17 protein-coding genes are annotated in these 20592 nt (G+C 71.7%); 8 read left to right on the top strand and 9 right to left on the bottom strand.

Annotated features, from left to right (window positions below; translation table 11 throughout):
- Positions 1–91: 91 nt before the first annotated feature.
- On the top strand, positions 92–511 hold the full coding sequence (locus B446_RS23430) for a hypothetical protein (protein ID WP_020941909.1): 420 nt from the start codon (positions 92–94) through the stop codon (positions 509–511).
- A gap of 194 nt (positions 512–705) precedes the next feature.
- On the opposite strand, the gene B446_RS23425 is transcribed toward B446_RS23430, so the two are convergent.
- Positions 706–2529, bottom strand: coding sequence for a phosphoenolpyruvate carboxykinase (GTP) (locus B446_RS23425; RefSeq protein WP_020941908.1), 1824 nt, complete (start codon positions 2527–2529; stop codon positions 706–708).
- Between the two features lie 292 nt (positions 2530–2821).
- On the opposite strand from B446_RS23425, the gene trhA reads away from it, so the two are divergent.
- The 3 genes from trhA (at position 2822) to B446_RS23410 (ending at position 5112) form a co-directional block, all read left to right on the top strand.
- A complete protein-coding gene (gene trhA / locus B446_RS23420) occupies positions 2822–3535 on the top strand; it encodes a PAQR family membrane homeostasis protein TrhA (protein WP_020941907.1) in 714 nt (237 codons plus the stop codon).
- Between the two features lie 177 nt (positions 3536–3712).
- Entirely contained in the window at positions 3713–4345 is a 633-nt protein-coding gene (locus tag B446_RS23415; protein WP_043476321.1) for a TetR/AcrR family transcriptional regulator, read from the top strand.
- A 35-nt stretch (positions 4346–4380) separates the two neighbouring features.
- The gene (locus tag B446_RS23410; protein ID WP_020941905.1) at positions 4381–5112 is read left to right on the top strand and encodes a Mut7-C RNAse domain-containing protein; all 732 of its coding nucleotides are present in this window, start codon (positions 4381–4383) and stop codon (positions 5110–5112) included.
- Here the strand turns inward: B446_RS23410 and B446_RS23405 are convergent.
- From B446_RS23405 to B446_RS23380, 6 genes are all read right to left on the bottom strand, one after another.
- Positions 5109–7511, bottom strand: a complete 2403-nt coding sequence (locus B446_RS23405; RefSeq protein ID WP_020941904.1) for a galactose oxidase early set domain-containing protein — start codon at positions 7509–7511, stop codon at positions 5109–5111. The two genes, B446_RS23410 and B446_RS23405, sit on opposite strands and share 4 nt — an antisense overlap.
- Positions 7508–8692 carry a glycosyltransferase gene (locus B446_RS23400; protein WP_020941903.1) on the bottom strand — a complete coding sequence of 395 codons (1185 nt, stop codon included), beginning with the start codon at positions 8690–8692 and terminating at the stop codon, positions 7508–7510. Before B446_RS23400 ends, B446_RS23405 begins: the two co-directional genes overlap by 4 nt.
- Entirely contained in the window at positions 8689–10341 is a 1653-nt protein-coding gene (locus tag B446_RS23395; protein WP_020941902.1) for an ArnT family glycosyltransferase, read from the bottom strand. The genes B446_RS23400 and B446_RS23395 overlap by 4 nt, the downstream gene beginning before the upstream one ends.
- Positions 10338–11606, bottom strand: a complete 1269-nt coding sequence (locus tag B446_RS23390; RefSeq protein WP_043476319.1) for a glycosyltransferase — start codon at positions 11604–11606, stop codon at positions 10338–10340. Before B446_RS23390 ends, B446_RS23395 begins: the two co-directional genes overlap by 4 nt.
- 208 nt (positions 11607–11814) lie before the next feature.
- The gene (locus B446_RS23385; RefSeq protein WP_020941900.1) at positions 11815–13845 is read right to left on the bottom strand and encodes a thioredoxin domain-containing protein; all 2031 of its coding nucleotides are present in this window, start codon (positions 13843–13845) and stop codon (positions 11815–11817) included.
- Positions 13826–14416, bottom strand: a complete 591-nt coding sequence (locus tag B446_RS23380; RefSeq protein WP_043476316.1) for an ArsR/SmtB family transcription factor — start codon at positions 14414–14416, stop codon at positions 13826–13828. The genes B446_RS23385 and B446_RS23380 overlap by 20 nt, the downstream gene beginning before the upstream one ends.
- A gap of 124 nt (positions 14417–14540) precedes the next feature.
- On the opposite strand from B446_RS23380, the gene B446_RS23375 reads away from it, so the two are divergent.
- Positions 14541–14975, top strand: coding sequence for a hypothetical protein (locus tag B446_RS23375; protein WP_148305741.1), 435 nt, complete (start codon positions 14541–14543; stop codon positions 14973–14975).
- 76 nt (positions 14976–15051) lie between these two features.
- Positions 15052–18258 carry a tetratricopeptide repeat protein gene (locus B446_RS23370; RefSeq protein WP_020941897.1) on the top strand — a complete coding sequence of 1069 codons (3207 nt, stop codon included), beginning with the start codon at positions 15052–15054 and terminating at the stop codon, positions 18256–18258.
- An 8-nt stretch (positions 18259–18266) separates the two neighbouring features.
- Here the strand turns inward: B446_RS23370 and B446_RS23365 are convergent, their stop codons facing one another.
- Both B446_RS23365 and mca read right to left on the bottom strand, forming a co-directional pair.
- Positions 18267–18506: a hypothetical protein gene (locus tag B446_RS23365; RefSeq protein ID WP_078614784.1), complete on the bottom strand. Its 240-nt coding sequence runs from the start codon at positions 18504–18506 to the stop codon at positions 18267–18269.
- Positions 18499–19359: a mycothiol conjugate amidase Mca gene (gene mca / locus B446_RS23360; RefSeq protein WP_043476314.1), complete on the bottom strand. Its 861-nt coding sequence runs from the start codon at positions 19357–19359 to the stop codon at positions 18499–18501. Before mca ends, B446_RS23365 begins: the two co-directional genes overlap by 8 nt.
- Before the next feature lie 122 nt (positions 19360–19481).
- Between mca and B446_RS23355 the strand changes: the two genes are divergently transcribed.
- Positions 19482–19880: a DUF4307 domain-containing protein gene (locus B446_RS23355; RefSeq protein WP_020941894.1), complete on the top strand. Its 399-nt coding sequence runs from the start codon at positions 19482–19484 to the stop codon at positions 19878–19880.
- 189 nt (positions 19881–20069) lie between these two features.
- Positions 20070–20570 (top strand): transcription elongation factor GreA, encoded by a 501-nt coding sequence (gene greA / locus B446_RS23350; protein WP_020941893.1) that lies wholly within the window; start codon positions 20070–20072, stop codon positions 20568–20570.
- The last annotated feature ends 22 nt before the right edge of the window (positions 20571–20592 follow it).

Here is a 20592-nt window from a genome sequence, read left to right as displayed (position 1 = left end):
CGGGGCCGCCGGACCGCGTTCCGTGACACGACTCAACTTTAGACGAATTCCAAGCTAGGATGGTTTCCTGTCAGCGCACAGGAGGCCGCCCATGTACGAACCGATCCGCACCAAGTCGGTCCACAGCACGCCGGCCGGCCCGCCGTCCGACTTCCCGCACCGCTCGCGCGAGGAGGAGCTGGACATCCAGCTCGCCGGGCACCTCGGCGCGCTGCTCGCCGTCACCGACGACCTGCGCGCCCTGACCGCGTCCGCGGAGCTGGACACCGCCGCCGAGCGGCTCGCCCGCGAAATCTGCCGCCTGCGGGGCGGGCGGACGCCGTTGCGCGCGGCGCCCGGCGCGTCCGGCGACCCCGCCGTCCTCCACCGGCGCGCGCACGCCCTGGCCGGCCGCGCGCTCGTGGTGGCGGCCTCCCGGGCCGACACCGCGGCGGCGATCCTCGCGGCCGAGCGGATGGACGCGCACACGGCCGCGCTGACCGGCCCGAAGGAGCTGAGCACGGCTCACTGACCCGCCCGGGTCCCCCTGAACGGCCCCGGTCCGCGCGCATCCGCAGCGACGCGCGGACCGGGCGCCACACACCACGCGGCACATGTCGAAGGCCCCGCACGCCGTTGTGCGGGGCCTTCGGGGTGTCACCACGGCCGGCCGTGACGATCGCTGGTCAGGGCATCCCAACCGGCCGTGGAGTCCGTGCGGCGGGATCAGCCGAGGCGCTCCACGAGCGCGCGGTACTGGTCCCACAGCTCCTTCGGGGTGTGGTCGCCGAAGGTGTCGAGGTGCTCGGGGACCAGGGCGGCCTCCTCGCGCCAGACCTCCTTGTCGACCGTGAGCAGGAAGTCCAGGTCGGACGCGGACAGTTCGAGACCGTCGGTGTCCAGGGACTCCTTGGTCGGCAGGACGCCGATGGGGGTCTCGACGCCCTCGGCCTTGCCGTCGAGGCGCTCCACGATCCACTTCAGGACGCGGCTGTTCTCGCCGAAGCCAGGCCAGACGAACTTGCCCTCGTCGTTCTTGCGGAACCAGTTGACGTAGTAGATCCGCGGCAGCTTGGACTGGTCCTTGTCCTTGGCGACGTCGACCCAGTGGGCCATGTAGTCGCCCATGTTGTAGCCGCAGAAGGGCAGCATCGCGAACGGGTCGCGGCGCAGCTCGCCGACCTTGCCCTCGGCGGCGGCGGTCTTCTCGGAGGCCACGTTGGCGCCGAGGAAGACGCCGTGGTTCCAGTCGAAGGACTCGGTCACCAGCGGCACGGCGCTGGCGCGGCGGCCGCCGAAGAGGATCGCCGAGATCGGCACGCCCTTGGGGTCCTCCCACTCCGGCGCGATGATCGGGCACTGCGAGGCGGGGGTGGTGAAGCGGGCGTTGGGGTGCGCGGCGGGCTCGGCGGAGTCCGGGGTCCAGTCGCGGCCCTTCCAGTCCGTCAGATGGGCCGGGGTCTCCTCCGTCATGCCCTCCCACCACACGTCGCCGTCGTCGGTGAGGGCGACGTTGGTGAAGACGGAGTTGCCCCACAGGGTCTTCATCGCGTTGGCGTTGGTGTGCTCACCGGTGCCGGGCGCGACGCCGAAGAAGCCGGCCTCGGGGTTGATCGCGTACAGGCGGCCGTCCTCGCCGAACCGCATCCAGGCGATGTCGTCGCCGATGGTCTCCACGGTCCAGCCGGAGATCGTGGGCTCCAGCATGGCGAGGTTGGTCTTGCCGCAGGCGCTCGGGAAGGCCGCGGCGACGTACTTGGACTCGCCGTGCGGCGGGGTGAGCTTGAGGATGAGCATGTGCTCGGCGAGCCAGCCCTCGTCGCGGGCCATCACGGAGGCGATGCGCAGCGCGTAGCACTTCTTGCCGAGCAGGGCGTTGCCGCCGTAGCCGGAGCCGAAGGACCAGATCTCGCGGTCCTCGGGGAAGTGCGAGATGTACTTGGTGGAGTTGCACGGCCACGGGACGTCCTGCTCGCCCTGCTCCAGCGGGGCGCCGAGGGTGTGCACGGCCTTGACGAAGAAGCCCTCGTCGCCCAGCTCGTCCAGGACGGCCTGGCCCATGCGCGTCATCGTGCGCATGGAGACGGCGACGTAGGCGGAGTCGGTGATCTCCACGCCGATCGCGGACAGCGGGGAGCCGAGCGGGCCCATGCAGAAGGGCACGACGTACATCGTGCGGCCCCGCATCGAGCCGCGGAACAGGCCCTTGTCACCGGAGAAGATCTCCCGCATCTCGGCGGGGGCCTTCCAGTGGTTGGTCGGGCCGGCGTCCGCCTCCTTCTCGGAGCAGATGAAGGTCCGGTCCTCGACGCGGGCGACGTCGGTCGGGTCGGAGGCGGCGTAGTAGGAGTGCGGGCGCTTGATCGGGTCCAGCTTCTTGAAGGTCCCCTTGGCCACGAGCTCTTCGCACAGTCGCTCGTACTCGGCCTCGGATCCGTCACACCAGACCACGCTGTCCGGCTGGGTCAGTTCGGCGATCTCGTTGACCCACGAGATCAGTTCCTGGTGCTGGGTGGGGATGCCGGTGGGAGCCGCGATGTCGCGCGCCACGATTGCTCCTAAAAGAGGGATTTTTTGTCTTGTCGCCCCGTGGGGGCCGCGACCCGGATGCTTCAGGGTGTTGACCTTGGGCGCTCATCCGGTGCCGACCGCACTCATTTGATCATCCGATTCTAGTGCCCATATGTCCAGAGGGCATCACAGGTGAGCGACGTGAGGAATCCCACGGTTTCCGTGATTCTTTGCGTACGCGTGGAGTTCAACAGAAGGACTTTTTGCGTTACGGCCGCTCACCAGGGCGCGCTGTCGCGCGACTTACGGGGGCGTAGATACCATGCCCCCCATGACTGCGTCCGCATCCGACGCGCCCAGGGACACGCCGGCCGACGGCCGCGGTCCCGTCGCGCTCTCCCTGCCGCATCCGGTGAAGCCCAGGCTCCGCGGCTGGCTGCACCTCGGGATGTTCCCGGCCGTGCTCATCGCGGGGCTGGTGCTCACCGCCCTCGCGGACTCCCCCCGCGGCCGAATCGCCTGCGGTATCTACGTCCTCACGGCGTGCCTGCTCTTCGGCGTCAGCGCGCTGTACCACCGGGGCAACTGGAGCCCGCGGATGGACGGGGTGCTGCGCCGCCTCGACCACGCCAACATCTTCCTGATCATCGCGGGCACCTACACCCCGCTGACGATGCTGCTGCTGCCGCACGCCAAGGGGCAGTGGCTGCTGTGGGGCATCTGGGCCGCGGCCGCCGCGGGCATCGTCTTCCGCGTGTTCTGGGTCGGCGCCCCCCGCTGGCTCTACACCCCCTGCTACCTCGCGATGGGCTGGGCGGCCGTCTTCTTCCTGCCCGACTTCCTGCGCGCCGGGGGCATCGCCGTCCTGGTCCTGGTGATCGTCGGCGGTCTGCTCTACAGCGCCGGGGGCGTCGTCTACGGCATCAAGCGCCCGAACCCCTCACCGCGCTGGTTCGGCTTCCACGAGGTCTTCCACTCCCTCACGCTCGCCGCGTTCGTCGTCCACTACGTCGGCATCTCACTGGTGGCCTACCGGCACGCGTGAGCACCCGCCCCTTCCCTCCCGGCCACGGCCCCCGCCGTGGCCGTTCTTCGTGCGCGAGCTCGGTGTATCGACAGTTACACGCTTTTGACAGCTACTGCCGTTTCATGGCCGTGCGAAGCGAGGCGCGGGTCGATCCGGAGATGACCAGCGCCGCGGCGGATGCCGGACAATGACCGCATGACGGCCGCACGTTCCCCCCTCCCCTCCGCCGACCGGCCGCAGCCGGGGCTGCGCGAACGCAAGAAGATCAGGACCCGCGAGGCGATCCGCACCGCCACCTACGCGCTGGTCAGGGAACACGGCTACGACGCCACGACGATCGACCAGATCGCCGAGCGCGCCGAGGTGTCACCGTCGACCGTCTTCCGGTACTTCCCCACCAAGGAGGACATCGTCCTCACGGACGAGTTCGACCCGGTCGTCCTGGAGGAGATCAGGCAGCGGCCCGCCGAGGAGCCCTGGCCGGACACCCTCCGGTACGTCATGCGCCGGGCCGTCCGGCTCGGCGCATGCGAGGACCCGGAGGTCGCCCGGCTGCGCGCCCGCCTCACGGTCCAGGTCCCCGCGGTGCGCTCCCGGATGAGGGAGAGCATGTCCGCCACCGGCCGCATGCTCTGCGCGGCCGTCGCCGAGCGCACCGGCCGCGACCCGGACGGCCTGGAGGTCCGGGTCTACGCCATGTCGCTGATCGGCGGCCTGATGGAGACGTCCATGTACTGGGCGGAGAACGGCTGCCGGGACGACCTGACGGCGCTGATCGACCGCACCCTCGACGTCCTGGAACACGGGCTGCCCAGCCGGAAACCCTGAGGCCACGCTCCCGCCCCGCGTGCGATCCTGACACCGTGAACGGACCCGAGATCCACGTCGAAGTCGCCCCCGAACTGCACCTGTTCGTACCGGCCGCCCGGCGGGCCGGCGCCACACCGCTCGGCACCGACGGCGTCTCGACGCTCGGGCACGTCATCGAGTCCCTGGGCGTGCCGCTCACCGAGGTCGGCACCCTGGTCGTCGACGGCCGGGAGATGCCCGTCTCGCACGTCCCCGAGGCCGGCGAGACGGTCGAGGTGCGCCCGGTCCGCCGCCCCCAGCAGGTCCCCGGCGCCCCGCTGCGCTTCCTCCTCGACGTCCACCTCGGCACGCTCGCCCGCCGGCTGCGCCTGCTCGGCGTGGACGCCGCGTACGAGTCGACCGACATCGGCGACCCGGCCCTGGCCGCCCGCTCCGCGGCGGAGCAGCGGGTCCTGCTCAGCCGCGACCGGGGGCTGCTGCGCCGCCGCGAGCTGTGGGCCGGGGCGTACGTGTACAGCACCAGCCCCGAGGACCAACTGCGCGACGTCCTCGACCGCTTCGCGCCCGAGCTGCGCCCCTGGACCCGCTGCACCGCCTGCAACGGCCTGCTGCGGCAGGCCACCAAGGAGGAGGTCGCCGCACAGCTCAAGGGCGGCACCCGGCGGTCGTACGACGTGTTCGCCCAGTGCGCCGACTGCGGCCGCGCCTACTGGAAGGGCGCGCACCACGACCAGCTGGAAGCCGTCGTGGAGCGCGCCCTCGCGGAGTTCAGCGGGCGGGACTAGCCCCTGCGCACGTCCGCCTTTCCACAGGCCACACCGTCCCGGTTCCGGTCGAGGCCGAGCGGGTCGTCACCGCCGTTGACCTTCAGCCGGCCGTAGTGGTTCCGCGCCAGCCAGGCGCAGCGGGCCGCGGCCGTCTTCCCCACCTGGCGCGGGAAGGCCGTCGGCACGCACACGTTGACCGTGCCGTAGTGCCGGTCGCAGCCGGAGATGGTCGGGCTCACCGGCTGCGACGTCCGCTTCTCGCCGGGTCCGGAGACCTTCCCGGACAGGGAGTCGGCGAAGGAGTGGACGTGCGGCGCGGCCGCCGTGGCGCTCAGCGCCGCCGGCCCCGTCAGGTGCACCCACTTGGCCACCGACGGCACCCCGCCCGCGTCCACCGCGAACAGCATGTACCAGCCGGGAGGCGCCAGGTTGGGGTTGTTCGTCACGTTCAGGTCGACGTTGTTGCCGCTCACCGACAGCGGCAGGTCGACGAAACGCTGGTTGGGGTCGGAGGAGTGGGTGACCGCGGCCGGACGGATCAGCTCCGCCTTGGCGATCGGCCGGTCGACGGTGATCCGCTGGGTGTCGCCGTACTTCCACTCCTGGTTGATCACCGAGGTGATCGCGGGCCGGGTGCCCTTGTACAGGTAGGGCGGGGTGTAGATCGACACGTTGTGGTTCCAGGTGCCGTTGCCCGGGTTGTCGCCGGTGGCCATCACCCGGCCGTCGGGCAGCAGGAACGCCGAGGAGTGGTAACCGCGCGACTCGGGGTCGGCGGCCACCGGGTCGAAGGTGTTGCTGCCCGGGTCGTAGATCGAGGACTCGTACACCGGGTCGGCGCGGTTGTGCAGCCCGCCCCCCGTCTCCAGCACCTTGCCGTCGGGCAGCAGCACCGCGGAGACGTACATCTTGCCCTGGGCGCCGGTCTCGGCGATCTTGCCGTTGCCGAGGTCCACCTTGCCCTGCGGGATCTGCGGCCCGGCGATGTACGACGGGTTCGCCTGCTTGAGGTCGATCACGTCGGTCAGGCGGTTCGCGTCCGGGTTGGAGTCGATGTTGCCGCCGCCGATGGTGAGGACCTTCTGGTCCTGCGCCGGGGGCAGCAGCACGCTCGCCGACTGGTCCCGCTGGTCCTTGTTCTGCAGCCCCGGGATCTGCGTGACGGTGTTGGCGCCGTAGTCGTAGATCGCCGAACCGGTGCCGGGGATGTTGTTGCCGAAGACGTGGCTGCCCGTGTAGAAGAGGCGGCCGTCCTGCATCAGGACCATCGCCGGGTACAGACCCCAGTACGACCAGGTCTGGTTGACCTTCCACAGCGGCTGCCACTGCTTGTCCTTGTCGGACCACAGCTCGGCGGTCACCGACCCGGTGGAGTCCTCGCGCAGCCCGCCGAAGGAGATGACGTCACCGTTGCCCAGCTCGGTGGCCGAGGGGTACCAGTGCCCGTCGTTGAGGTCGTTCGTCTTGCTGTAGGTCTCCGTCTTCGGGTCGAAGACGTACGAGTCCTTGAAGCCCTCGTAGCCGTGGCCGCCCGGCACCGGATAGGCCTTGTTGCCGCTCATGACGAGGACCCGCCCGTCCTGGAGCTGCACGTGCCCGGCGCAGAACATGTCCTTCGGGGTCGGGATGACCTTGTACGTGCCGTTCGCCGGGTCGTACACCGCGGAGGTGAACGTCCCCGCGTTGAAGTTCTCCTCGCTGTTGCCGGAACCGGCGATCAGCAGCACCTTGCCGTTGTTGAGCACGACGGAGTGCATGGAGCGCACCGGGTTCTGCGTCGGCAGCACCGACCAGCTGCCGTCGGCGCACTGGGTGCTGGTGCCGGTGCACGAGGCGGGCGGCACCACGTCCGGCACCTGGTCCATGGTGTAGTCGTCGGTGGTCGCCGACCCGGTGCCGTAGACGGAGACGCCCCAGGTGATCCGGTCGGTGCCGGCCGGCACCTCGGGCGTGCGCACGGTGGCCTTCGTCCAGGCCGACGCCATGTCCAGCGTCTTGAGGTCGGTCCAGTACTGCCAGCCGGCCGTCGCGTCGTGCCGGAAGACGGTGATGTTGGCGTCCGGGGTGGTCGTCTTGTACCAGAGCCCGAGATCGTACTGCTTGCCGACGCTGACCGCCGGGGCGCACGCGGCGGACTCGGTGATCAGCGCCTTGCGGTCGCCCGCGGTGCGCCGGGTCAGCGTCACCTTCATCGCCTTGGCGCCGGAGTGCGCGTCGGCGACGGTCTGGAAGCTGAAGTCGTTGTCGCCCCACCCCGACTTCTCCCAGCAGTACGGCATGTCGTCCGTACCGGCGGTCTCGAAGCCGGGATTCTGCACGAGGTTGGCGGCAACGGCGTGCTCCGGCGAGCTCAGAAGCAGACCCGCGGTCAGGGCACCCACCCCGACCAGCGCGGTCCGTCTGCGGCGTTTGTTCACACGGCTCTCCTAGCGGTCGTACGAGCCCCGCGGCGGCGGCGCGGGAGGTACACCAGCGCTTCGGTCCCCACGAAGCGCAGGACGAACGTCAGCACCAGCGCGAGCGCGGTGGCGGGGAGCGCGCCCATACGGAACCGGTCCACCAGCAGCGCGATCAGGGGGATGCGCAGCACCAGATCGGCGTTGGCGAGCAGCGCGAACCGGCCCAGCCGGTCCCACCAGCGGCGGTGCGCGCGCCGGTCGCGGAACAGCAGCTGCTCGATGAGCAGGAAGTTCCAGGCGACACCGAACTGGTTGGCGACGATCTCGGCGGGCACGTAGTGCATTCCGAGGACGGTCAGCGCCCACAGGCCGACGAGGTTCGGCACGAACCCGCTCGCGCCGATCAGCCCGAAGCCGACCATGCGCGCGAGCGGCGAGGCGGTGCGCAGCCCGGCCAGGTGGTGCAGGAAGCGCAGGCCCTCCTTCGCGGTCGACTTGGACTCCCCCGCGAACCGGTCCTGGAAGACGAACGGCACCTCGGCGACCTGCCGGGGCCGGCTGCGCACAGCCAGCTCCAGCAGGATCTTGTAGCCGAGCGGCTTGAGCACGTCCGCCGTGACGGCGCTGCGCCGGATGGCGAAGAAGCCGCTCATGGGGTCGCTGATGCCGTGCAGCCGGCGCGGGAAGAGGGCCTTGGTCAGCCAGGTCGCGCCGCGTGAGACGGCCACCCGGTAGCTGCCGGCGAGACCGGCCCGGCTGCCGCCCTCGATGTACCGGGAGGCGACGACGAGACCGGCGTTGGCCCGCTCGCCGGTGGCCACCAGCTCGGGCACCAGGGACGGCGGGTGCTGGCAGTCGCCGTCCATCACCACGATCCACTCCGAGGCCGCCGCCCGCAGCCCCTCGACCACCGCCCCGCCGAGCCCGCCGACCGGTTCCTCCCGGTGCAGCACGGCCACCGGGAACGGGCAGTCCTGCGCGGCCCGCCGGATCACCTCGGGGGTGTCGTCGGTGGAGTCGTCGACGAAGACGACCTCGCAGGGCAGCCGCGCGGGCACCGACTCGGTGATCTGCCGCAGCAACTGCCCGACGTTCGCGGACTCGTTGAACGTCGGGACGACGATGGTGACGGCGCCGGGCTCGGCGACCTCGGCGGCGTCCAGGCCGGGGGCCGGGACGGTGTACTCGTGGCCGCTCATCGCGCGCCTCCCGCGGCTGCCGTCCGGACCTGCCGGATCTCGATGCGGTCCGCTCCGGTGCCGAAGACGGCGACCGGTTCGGAGTGCCGGATGGCCGCCTTGACGTTGGGCAGGTCCCGGGCGTCGCGGCGGACGGTGGGCGAGGCGACGACGTAGTCGATGTCCCGCCAGCCGTGCGGCATGGTCTTGGTGACGGCCGGGTCGAGGTCGGCCTTGTAGAACCAGATGGCGCCGAGCCCGGGCCGGTACCCGGCGTGCACCAGGTCCAGCCAGAGGGCGTCGTCGACGAGGACCCGGGTGTGCGCCGGGTCCTCGACCCGGGTGCCGAGCCAGGCGGACGCCTGCCGGTAGGGCCGGTTGGCGTCGGCGGTCAGGGCCGTGCGGTCGCCGTCGTACCAGTGCGGCACGACGTAGGCGCCCGCCACCAGGGCCAGCGCGGCCGCCAGGGCGTACCGGAGACCGGTGACGTGGCGCCTCTCGCCCGTGGCCCGGCGGCGGCGCAGCACCGCGTGCGCGACCGAGGCGGTGCCGCCGGCCAGCACCAGGGCCAGGAACGGCAGGGCGCCGATGACGTACATGGCGGGCAGGTAGCCGTTGGGGCGCAGCGCCACCGCGGCGAGGATCGCCACGGCCAGCGCCGGCCCGGCCAGGGCGCGCGCGGTGACCGACCAGCGCCAGGTGACGATCAGCAGCAGGGCCCCGGCCAGGCCGCCCAGCGGCAGCACCCGGTCGTAGTAGAGCCAGGAGTGCAGCACCCCGTACGAACCGGAGGAGGTGTTCAGGATGAAGCCCGAACCGGGCCGGGACATCTGGTACTTGATGCCGTCCCACAGCGACACGTGCCCGGCGCCCGGCAGCAGCTCGCCCTTCAGCAGGGCGAACAGCGGGTACGAGAAGCCGATCAGGACGCACGCGGTGACCGCCCCGGTGAGGGCGAACTTCCGGGTGTCGCGGTGGCTGTGCCGCCACATCGTGACGAACAGCGCGGGCAGGACGACGAGCATCGTCTCCTTGGTGAGCACGGCCGCGGCGGCGGCGAGACCCGCGCCGAAGTGGTGCCACAGGTGCCGGCTGGGCGAGGCCGCCAGGCAGAACGCCAGCAGCAGCCACATCACCGCGATGTTGTCGAGGAAGATCTCCCGCTGGAGGACGACCGCCAGCGGGGACAGCCCGAACAGGACCATGCCGAGCCCGGCCGCCCAGCGGGGCAGCGAGAGCCGGCGCCCCAGCACGTACACCAGCACCGCGCTGACGCCGCTGACCACGAGCATGACGGCCCGCATGCTGCCCACGTTCATCGAACCGGGGCTCACCGCCGACGGGATCCAGCTCAGCAGGGCGATCTGCACCCAGCCCAGCGGGGGATGGTCGTACCAGTAGGTGTAGTGGGCCAGGCCCCTGCCCTGCTGGACGGCCCAGGCCTGGGCGAGGTAGGTGCCCTCGTCGTCGCTGAGGGTCGGGTAGTCGGCGATGTTCCAGGCCTGCACCACCAGGATCGCCACGAGCAGCAGACCGCACAGCAGGAGGTCGGAACGGGAGGAGCGGAGCCGCTCCGGCGGCCGCGGCAGCCCGCCCGGACGGTCCGCGGGCACGGCCGTGCGCTGCGCGGGGACCTCGGGAGCGGTCACCGCGGGAAGGATCGAGGTCACGCGGGAACGTCCTCTCGAATCGGTTCGGCCGCGGCGAGGTGCGCGCCGACGTGCGTGGTCAGCTCCCAGTCGTTGCGGCCGCGCTGCTCGCGCCAGACGGCGCGGATCGCGGCCCCGGCCAGGAGGACCTGGTAGAACGGGCCGCCCATGATGAGCTTGGCGTAGTGGACGAAGCGGACCCTGAGCCCGTACTGCCGGCCGAAGTCGTGCAGCCCGACCACCTCGAAGACGAAGGTGACGGCGGCCGTCACCAGCGGCAGGAAGGTCAGGAAGGCGATCCCGACGGGCACGTCGAGGAAGAGCGCGACGGCCGTGTTCAGCGGGATGACCACGCCGGAGAACGCCTGCAGGAACGGCGTCATCAGCGTGTACCGGGCGAGCAGCCGCTGCCCGAAGCCCGGCAGCTGCTTCCAGTCCTTCTTCCGGTACACCTGGAGGAAGCCCTGGTTCCAGCGGGTGCGCTGCTTCAGCAGCGACATCAGCGAGCCCGGGGTCTCCTCACGGGTGACCATGTCGGAGTCGTAGGCGACGACGACCTTCTTGCCGACGCTGGACAGGCGCACGCCCAGGTCGCAGTCCTCGGCCAGGCAGTCGGGGTCCCAGCCGTCCGCCTCCCTGAGGACGTCCGTGCGGACGAAGACGGTGTTCCCGCCGAGCGGGATGAATCCCTTCTGCGCGTGCAGGTGCAGCCGCGAACGGAACCAGAAGAAGTACTCCAGGCAGTTGCGCAGGCTGTACCAGCTCGAATGGAAGTTGATGAGCTGGACCCCGCCCTGGACCACGTCGGCGCCGGTGGTCCGGAACGCGTGGTCGACGTGGGCCAGCAGCTCCGGATGGACCTGGTCCTCCGCGTCGAAGACCCCGACGACGTCGCCGCGGCAGTGCGGCAGCGCCGTGTTCATGGCCTTCGGCTTGTTCTTCTTCTCGTGGGTGTCGACGACGACACGGACGCGCGGGTCGCGCTCGGCGGCCCGTTCGGCCACCGCCGTGGTCCCGGGATCGTCGTGTCCGACGATCACGATGATCTCGAAGTCGGTGTGTGAGGACTCCAGCAGGCGCTGGATGGTGTGGTCCAGTACGGCTTGCTCGTGCCGCGCGGGCAGGAGCAGCGAGAACGACAGGTGCTCGCCCCCGTCCGGAGCGCTGAACCGGGTGGAGGCCAGCACCTCGGGCGTACGCCACGCGTGCATCTGCCACCACAGGGTGAAGGCGGCCATCCAGAACAGGGCAAGCGAAACAGCAGCGATGAAGACAGACGTCAGCAAGATCCCCCCAGATCTTTGATACCCCCAGCGACGCGACGGTGCGTCACACTCGTGACGTCGCTGTGCAGAGACTAAGGGGGGAATGTGAAACAGGGCAGCCGTTCCGATAAATAGTGTGTTTCGGAACGGCGGTCGGGTAGCGGGATCTATCCGAACACCTGCTCACATACGGACAGTTCGCTTTCCTGTCCGCACGCGTCTTCGCCGGTCAGGACCGGCCCAGCGCCCCGCCCAGCCGTTCCGGGTCCGTCGTAGGGGCGTCACAGGTGAAGTTGCGGCAGACGTACGCCGTCGGCTCACCGCCCACCAGCGGACGGCCGGCGAGCAGGGGGAACTCGTCACTCTCCGCAGTCCCTACGGCCACCACCGCCCCCGGGGCGGTGCCCAGGAGCGCCGTGCGGTGCAGGGCGGCCGTCCGCTCGTCGACCGACGGCCCGACGACGGCGACCTCCTTCGGCCCGTCCAGCAGCGCCTCGGCGACGGCCAGCCCCCACCCGATGAACCGCGGCACGCGCGGCCCGAGCGCCTTGACGACGCCCAGCGCCCGCTCCGCGGCGGTCCGGTGGGCCTCGGAACCGGTGTGGGCCGCGTAGCCCAGCAGCGCGCCGGCCGCCGCGGTCCAGCCCGAGGGGGTGGCGTTGTCGGTCGGGTCCTGGGGCCGGCGGATGAGCCGCTCGGCGTCGGCGGCCGTGTCGTACAGGGCGCCGCTCTCCGGATCGGTGAACCGGGTCGTCACCTGGTCCAGGAGCAGCCCCGCGAAGTCCAGCCAGACACCCTCGCCGGTCACGGACGCGAGCGCGAGGAAGCCCTCGGCGACGTCGGCGTAGTCCTCCAGCACACCGGCGTTGGGTCCCACCCGGCCGTCCCGGCTGGTCCGCGCGAGCCGCGCGTGCTCGTCGAGGTGCACCCGCACGAGGAGGTCGGCGGCGGCCACCGCGGCGTCGACCAGGTCGGGCCGGCCGAAGTACGCGCCGGTCTCGGCGAGCGCGGCGACCGCGAGCCCGTTCCAGGCGGCCACGACCTTGTCGTCCCGGCCGGGCGCGGGCCGCTCCGCCCGCGCCGCCAGCAGCCGCTCCCTGACCGACGCGACCCGGCCGGCGTCGAACAGGGTTTCCCCCTGCGGGAGCTGGAGCACCGACCGGCCGTGCTCGAACGTGCCCTCCTCCGTCACCCCGAAGTACCGCACGGCGAGTTCGGCGTCCTCCTCTCCGAGGGCCCGGCGCAGCTCCTCGGGGGTCCACACGTAGTACGCGCCCTCGACGTGCCGCCCCTCGCCGTCGTCGCTGTCGGCGTCGAGCGCCGAGGCGAACCCGCCCTCGCCGGTGCGCAGTTCGCGCACCATGAAGTCGGCGGTCTCCAGCGCGACCCGCCGGGCCAGGTCGGACCCGGTGGCCCGCCACAGGTGCGCGTACACCCGGCACAGCAGGGCGTTGTCGTACAGCATCTTCTCGAAGTGCGGCACGACCCAGTCGCGGTCGACGGAGTACCGGGCGAACCCGCCGCCGAGCTGGTCGTAGATGCCGCCCCGGGCCATCCGCTCACAGGTGTCCGCGGCCATCTGCAGCGCGCCCTCGGCGCCGGTCCGCGCGTGGTGGCGCAGCAGGAACTCCAGCACCATGGACGGCGGGAACTTCGGCGCGCCGCCGAATCCGCCGCGCTGCTGGTCGTACTCGCGGGTGAGCCCGAGGAGCGCCTGCGCGGTCTCCTGCTCGCCCGGCACCCGGGCGGTCTGGTAGGCGATCTCCCGCTGGGCGAGGTCGCGCACGATCTTCCCGGCCACCTCGCCGACCTCGTCCCGCCGCTCGTCCCAGGCGTGCCGGACCCCTTCGAGCACCTGCCGGAACGAGGGCATGCCGTGCCGGGGCTCGGGCGGGAAGTACGTTCCGAAGTAGAACGGCTCCGCGTCCGGCGTGAGGAACACGGTCATGGGCCAGCCGCCCTGCCCGGTGGCCGCCTGCACGGCCTCCATGTAGACGGCGTCGACGTCGGGCCGCTCCTCGCGGTCGACCTTGACGCTGACGAAGTGCTCGTTCAGGTAGGCGGCGGTGGCTTCGTCCTCGAAGGATTCGCCGGCCATGACATGGCACCAGTGGCAGCTCGAGTAGCCGACGCTCAGCAGAACCGGCTTGTTCGCCTTGCGGGCCTCGTCGAACGCGGCGGCCGACCACGGCCACCAGGCGACGGGGTTGTCGGCGTGCTGGAGCAGGTACGGGGACGTCTCATGGGCCAGTCGGTTCACCGTTCCACTCTCCCACGCGCTCCGGCACCGCGTAGAAACGCATCGACACCGGGCGCGCCCCCTCCGGGGCCTCCTCCCGGGTGTGGCCGTGGCGCTCGACCAGCGCGTGGTAGTCACGCAGGAAGGCGAGCAGGTCCTCCCTGGTCATCCAGGTGCCGTTGCGCTGGACCTGGGCCCAGCCGTCGGGGCCGCGGTACTCCTGGTGGGCGCGGCGGAAGAGGGCGGTGTCGACCTCGATCTTGAGGTGGGCGAGCTGTTCGGCGGCGGCGTACTCCTCGGGGGTCATCGCCGCCGGGTCCGGGGTGGTGTGGCGGAAGGGGAGGGCGCGCCACCAGCGTTCGCGGCCGCCGGACTTCTCCGGGATCTCCTCGATGAGCCGCTGCTCGGCGAGTTTGCGCAGGTGGTAGCTGGTGGTGCCGGAGCTCTCGCCGAGTTCGCGGGCGAGCACGGTGGAGTTCGCCTCGCCGTGCCGGCCGAGGTAGTCGAGGATCCGGCGGCGCAGGGGGTTGCCGAGGGACTTGTACAGCGCCGTGCGCTCAAGGCTGGTCATCTCGGGCATGCCGTCGCTCATGTGGGTCACCGTAACCCTGGGGACCCCTGAGTCGTCCCCGATGTGTGCCGATTTTTCTTTGCAGAATTTTCTCTGCGGTCTACTGTGGAGCGCACGGGACGGGAAGACGACCGAAGGGGCTGTGATGAAAGCGGAGTTGAGGTGGGCGTTGCTCCTGCTCGGGACGGGGGCCGTCCTGCTCGTGCCGTGGATGGTGGTGCTCGCCCTGACCCTGCCGGGCAGCACCCAGGTGCGGCACTGGTCGCTGGCCTGGATCGGCCTCGACGTGCTGCTGGCCGCCGGGTGCGCCGCCACCGCGACGCTCGGACTGCGCGAGGACCCCCGAGCCCGTCTCACCGCCTCCGCCACGGCGGCGGTGGCGGTGCTCGACGCGTGGTTCGACCTCACCACGGCGTCGGCCGGTGCCCAGCTCGCCGAGGCGGCCGCGTGCGCGGTGGCGGAGGCCTCGCTGGCGGCGGTCTGCGCGTTCCTCGCCCTGTCCGAGGGGCGCACCCTCCGGGGCGCGCGGACGGCGGTCGCGCGCGAGGAGGCCACCACCACATCCTCACCCACCCCTTGATCCTCGCCCCCTCGCGCTCCCGCCGTCCCCGAAGGACACTCGGGGGAAAGGGAGTTGCGGCCGGAGGGGGACGGACATGCGGGACGGCCATCGGGCGGAGGCCGAGCGGTTGCTGGTGCGGGCCGTGGAGGAGGAGGTGCGCCGCTCGGGCGGGCGCACCGACGGGCAGGCGCTGCTGACGCGGGCGCGCGGCGCGCTGGACTCACTGGCACGGACGGCCGCCGAGGAGTACGAGGCGTACACGGCCGCGCTCGACGCGTCCGAGGCCGACCGTCTCACCTTCGGCCAGCGCTACGCGCGCGAGGGCGCCGGCACCGCGTTGCTCGTGGCCGCCGTCGCGGCGGTGGCCGCCGCCGTCGCCGACCTGTCCCTCGGCACCGGCGCGGGCACGGCCGTCGGAGCGGGCGCCGCCGCGGGGGTGGCGGGAGCCGCCGCCACCGTGCTGAAGGTGGCCGGCTCCCATCTGCCCGCCGCCCATCACCGGGCGGGCGCGGCCGGACAGCCCGGAGGAGCCGAGCAGTTGAGGCTCCAGTGGCTGACGGCGCTGGAGGTGCGCGGCATCCGCCCCTTCCTGGACCAGCAGCGGGTGCTGGCCGCCTCCACCGGTCCGAAGAAGAAGGCGAGCGGCCCGGCGCTGCGCGGGGCGGACAAGAGCGCGGCGGCCCGCCGGCGCACGGTGCTGGAGCAGTCGTTCGGTCAGCTCCCGGAGCCCGACGGGCCGTTCGCGGGACGCCGCCAGGAGCTGGCGCGGATCAGGCAGTGGGCGCAGGCGGCCCGGGCGGCCACCGAGACCCGGCCGACGCTGGTGGTGCTGCACGGCGAGCCCGGCTCGGGCCGCACGACGCTGGCCGTGCGCGCGGCGCACGACCTGAGGGACCACTTCCGCGGCGCGGTGGTGGTGGACCTGCGCGGCGAGAGCCGCGAGGAGCCGCCGCTGACCACCCGGGACGCGCTGCTGCACCTCCTCAACCGGCTCGGCGCGCCCCGGGAGCAGCTGCTGTTCCGTGAGCGGTCCTCCCCCGACCAGCAGGTCAAGCGGCTCGGCGAGCTGTACCACCGGCATCTGACCGGCCTGCCGGTGACGATCGTGCTGGACGACGCCCCGGACGCGGAGCAGGTGCGGGCCCTGGTGCCCGAGCGCTCCGACAGCCTGGTCCTGGTCACCGCCCGGACCCCGCTCGACCTGCCCGCCGACCTTCCGGCGTGGGTGCACCACCTGCCGGTCGAGGCGCTGGACGCGGCGGGCGCCGAGGAGCTGCTGGGCGCGGCGGCGCAGGACGCGTCGGGTCCGTACGACGCGGAGTCCACCGACCTGATCCACCGGCTGTGCGGCGGGCTGCCGCTGGCGCTGCGGGTCGCGGGCTCGTCGCTGGGTCCGCGCTCGCCCCGGCAGCTGGCCTCCGATCTCGGCGCCTACGGGCCGGTGGAGCCGGTGGAGCGGGTGCTGTGGCTGCGCTACACCGACCAGCGGGACGAGGGCCGCCGGCTGCTGCGGAGGCTGGCGCTGGCCGGCCGGGCCTCGCTCGGCGCGGCGGCGGCAGCGGCGCTGCTGGGCACGGACGAGCCGGAGGCCGCGCGCCGGCTGGAGGAGCTGGCCGGGGCCGGCCTGATCGACCATGTGCGCGGCAGCCGCTACCGGCTGCACGACCTGGTGCGCGCCTTCGCGCAGGCCCGGCTGCTGGACGAGGAGGATCCGGCCGAGCGCACGGCGGCGCAGGAACGGCTGATCGTGAACTACGCGGAGCTGGCGGACTCGGTGCTGCGGCTGGTCGACGGCAACATGTCGACGCGTTCGGACCGGTTCGGCTCGCACGGCTTCACCTCGCTGGACGAGGCGCTGCGCTGGCTGGACGACGAGTCCAGCTTCATCACGGCGACGCTGCGGCACGCGGAGGGCGTGGACCAGGCGGCGGTGCTGAACCTGCTGGGCGCGCTGTGCGACTACTGCCTGCTGCGCGGCGACCTCTACCGGCTCGGCGAGATCAGCGAGCTGGCCCAGGCGGTGGACGAGGGGCTGCTGATGCGCTCGGTGCAGTGGCGCACCGGTATCGCGGCCCGGCAGCTCGGTGAGCTGGACAAGGCGCGTGCCACCCTCGCCTCGGTGGTCGACCTCTACCGGGAGGCCCACCACGACGCGGGCGCCGCCCGCGCCCTGACGTCCCTCGGCATCACCCTGCACCACCAGGGCCAGCTCACGGAGGCCGCCGAGCGGCTCCAGGAGTCACTGGACCTCCAGGCCGCCCCGGAGCTGGCGACCGACCGCGCCTGGACCATGCACGCGCTGGCCGCGGTGCAGCGCGACCGGGGCCGGCTCGCGGAGGCCCTGGACCTGCTCACCCGCTCGCTGGTGCTGCACCGCGAGGGCGGCTCGGTGCACGGGGAGGCGTGGGCGCACTTCCAGCTCGGGCAGGTGGCCCTGCGCATGGGTGACGTCCCGCGTGCCGGGACGGAGCTGCGGGCGGCCCTGGAGCGCTACGGCCGTACGCACGACGCCCGGGGCGAGGCGTGGGCGCTGACCCAGCTGGCCCGGGCCCGGCTGGTCGGCGGCGACCCCTCGCCGGCGGTGGAGGAGCTGCGCCGGGCGGCGGCCCGGCACCGGGAGAACGAGGACGCGCGCGGTGAGGCGTGGTCGCTGTACTACCTCGGTCAGGCGCTGGAGGAGACGGGAGAGCTGGACCGGTCGGTGCGCGACCTGGAGCGCTCGCGGCAGATGTTCTCGCGGATGCGGGACGTCTACGGCCTGGCCTGCGCCCGGCACCATTCGGCGCGGGTCACCCGGGACCAGCGGGCGGCGCAGACCGGCTCGCTGCGCAACTCGGGCTTCGCCCGCCAGCTCCTGGTGGACGCGCGCGCCGACTTCCAGCGCATCGGCGTGGCGCACGGGGAGGCGTGGACCTGCCTGGAGCTGGCGGTGGTGGACGCGGGCAACGCCCGGATCCAGCAGGCGCTGGGCCTGTGCGACGAGGCGCTGACCCTGTTCACGTCCTACGGCGACCGGCGGGGCGAGGACTGGGCCCGCTTCCTGCGCTGCACCCTGCTGCCGTACGCGGCTCCGGGCGGCGTCGAGGTGGGCACCGCGGTGGCCCAGGAGGAGCTGGCCCAGCTCGGCCGGTCCGCCCATCCGCTGCGGGACGAGAAGCTGGACGAGTGGGTGGCGGCCTATGCCCTGCTGCTGGAGCGGGGGGTGAGTCTGGAGGCGGGGTGGCAGGCGTGGCGTCTGCGCATGACGCCGGACCGCCACGCCCGTGAGGTGATGGGGGTGGCGGTTCCGGCGGGTCGCTGACGCCGGGGTCAGTCCCGTCCGGCCGTGACGTCCGTGCCGGCCCGGTCCTCGTGGTCCGGGGCCTCCTTGAAGGCGACCCTCTGCATGTGCTTGTTCATCGACTTCATCAGGCCCCACACGGCCAGGGCCAGCACCGCGAACACGATGAAGCCGAGGACGCCGGGGGTGACCTTGTTCTCGTCGACCTCCTTGGCGAGGGGGACGAGGTGCGTCACTGCCAGGCTCACGCTTGCGCTCATGTCATGCATTGTCGCGGATGCCCGCGAAGAGGTCGTCCTCGGGGAGGGAGGTGTCGACGAGGGACTTGGCGAGCTCGTACTCCTCCGTCGGCCAGACCTCCTTCTGGAGCTCCATGGGCACCCGGAACCAGCCGCCGTCGGGGTCGATCTGGGTGGCGTGCGCGATCAGCGCCTTGTCGCGGATCTCGAAGAAGTCCGCGCACGGCACGTGCGTGGTCAGCGTCCGCTCCTTGCGCTCGAACTCCTTCCAGCGCTTGAGCCACTCGCCGTAGGGGGACTCCAGGCCGCGGTCGAGCATGGCCTGGTGCAGGGCCTCGGTGCGGGGGCGGTTGAAGCCCTGGTTGTAGTAGAGCTTCGCCGGCTGGTGGGCGGTGCCGTACTCGCTCTCGGGGTACTTCTCGGTGTCCGCCGCGCCCTCGAACGCCACCATCGTGATCTTGTGGGTCATGATGTGGTCGGGGTGGGGGTAGCCGCCGTTCTCGTCGTAGGTGGTGATCACCTGCGGGCGGAAGGAGCGGATCTGCTTGACCAGCTCACCGGCCGCCTTGTCGACGTCCTCCAGGGCGAAGCAGCCCTCGGGCAGCGGGGGCAGCGGGTCGCCCTCGGGCAGGCCGGAGTCGACGAAGCCCAGCCACTCCTGCCGGACGCCGAGGATCTCCCGGGCCTCGTCCATCTCCTTCTTGCGCACCTCGTGGATGTGCTCCTCGATGTACGTGTCGCCCTGGAGCTTCGGATTGAGGATGGACCCGCGCTCCCCGCCGGTGCACGTCACCACCAGCACGTCCACCCCCTCGGACACGTACTTCGCCATGGTGGCCGCGCCCTTGCTCGACTCGTCGTCGGGGTGCGCGTGAACGGCCATCAGTCGCAGCTGGTCAGTCAAGACTCAATCCTCGTAAGTCGGCGCCCCCGCGTCTTGGGGTGCGATCGCGGCTTCTATAGTGACCGAATCGGGGGGCGAATAATTCCGCGGAGAGGACGATCATGAGCACGGCGCACGCGCGGCTGCCCGAGGGCCGCTACGGCCGCTCCTCGGACGAGCGCGCCGACCGCAGGCTCAAGGTCGCCGGCACGGTGCTGGGCGCGCTCCTGCTGGCCCTGGTCGGATACTTCGCCTACCACTACATCGCGCAGAACGGGATCAGCGCCCAGGTGATCACCTTCGACGCCTCGCGGGACGCGGTCAAGGTGCATCTGGAGGTCCACAAGGACGCCGGCGCGAACGGCTACTGCACCCTGCGCTCCCAGTCCGCCGACGGGGCCGAGGTGGGCCGGGCGGACTTCCGGTTCTCCGGTGCGGCGACCCGGATCGACAGGGTCGTCACACTGCGTACGACGGCCAAGGGCACGACCGCCGAGCTGCTGGGCTGCCACACAGGCTGATCCGGCCGACCCGGCAGCCGCGTCACCCGGAATGCGTAGGCACTGACCTGCGTTGATGTAAATCTGGTGGCTTATGTCCTCCCCCTTTCGCCATTGAATTGTTAGGCTCGTGGTTTCGCCCATCCATGAGGGAACATTCTTCTGGGTAGGGCGATGCTTTGTATTCCCTGTACCGACGAGGAGCACCCTGTGACCCAGACCAGCGAGAACGTCACCTGGCTGACCCAGGAGGCGTACAACAAGCTCAAGGACGAGCTTGCGTACCTTACTGGTCCTGCGCGCACGGAGATCGCCGCCAAGATCGCGGCCGCGCGCGAGGAGGGCGACCTGCGCGAGAACGGCGGGTACCACGCCGCCAAGGAGGAGCAGGGCAAGCAGGAGCTGCGTGTGCGCCAGCTGACCCAGCTTCTGGAGAACGCCCAGGTGGGCGAGGCTCCGGTCTCGGCGGACGGCACCGTCGCGCCCGGCATGGTCGTCACGATCGCCTTCGACGGTGACGAGGACGACACGCTGACGTTCCTGCTCGCGTCCCGTGAGTACGCGAGCTCCGACATCGAGACGTACTCGCCGCAGTCCCCGCTCGGCTCCGGCGTCACCGGCCACAAGGTCGGCGAGGACGCGGAGTACGAGCTCCCGAACGGGAAGAAGGCCTCGGTGCGCATCCTGAAGGCCGAGCCGTACTCGGGCTGACCCCCGGCACGCCCCGGCCCCG

The sequence above is a fragment of the Streptomyces collinus Tu 365 genome (assembly GCF_000444875.1).
Taxonomy (GTDB): domain Bacteria; phylum Actinomycetota; class Actinomycetes; order Streptomycetales; family Streptomycetaceae; genus Streptomyces; species Streptomyces collinus_A.
This window is presented reverse-complemented; position numbering and strand designations above follow the sequence as displayed.

Coding starts and splice junctions, on each gene's coding strand:
- B446_RS23430 (WP_020941909.1), top strand. CDS start 92: ATGTACGAACCGATCCGCACCAAGTCGGTCCACAGCACGCCGGCCGGC.
- trhA (WP_020941907.1), top strand. CDS start 2,822: ATGACTGCGTCCGCATCCGACGCGCCCAGGGACACGCCGGCCGACGGC.
- B446_RS23415 (WP_043476321.1), top strand. CDS start 3,713: ATGACGGCCGCACGTTCCCCCCTCCCCTCCGCCGACCGGCCGCAGCCG.
- B446_RS23400 (WP_020941903.1), bottom strand. CDS start 8,692: ATGAGCGGCCACGAGTACACCGTCCCGGCCCCCGGCCTGGACGCCGCC.
- B446_RS23380 (WP_043476316.1), bottom strand. CDS start 14,416: ATGAGCGACGGCATGCCCGAGATGACCAGCCTTGAGCGCACGGCGCTG.
- B446_RS23375 (WP_148305741.1), top strand. CDS start 14,541: ATGAAAGCGGAGTTGAGGTGGGCGTTGCTCCTGCTCGGGACGGGGGCC.
- B446_RS23370 (WP_020941897.1), top strand. CDS start 15,052: ATGCGGGACGGCCATCGGGCGGAGGCCGAGCGGTTGCTGGTGCGGGCC.
- B446_RS23365 (WP_078614784.1), bottom strand. CDS start 18,506: ATGCATGACATGAGCGCAAGCGTGAGCCTGGCAGTGACGCACCTCGTC.
- mca (WP_043476314.1), bottom strand. CDS start 19,359: ATGGCCGTTCACGCGCACCCCGACGACGAGTCGAGCAAGGGCGCGGCC.
- B446_RS23355 (WP_020941894.1), top strand. CDS start 19,482: ATGAGCACGGCGCACGCGCGGCTGCCCGAGGGCCGCTACGGCCGCTCC.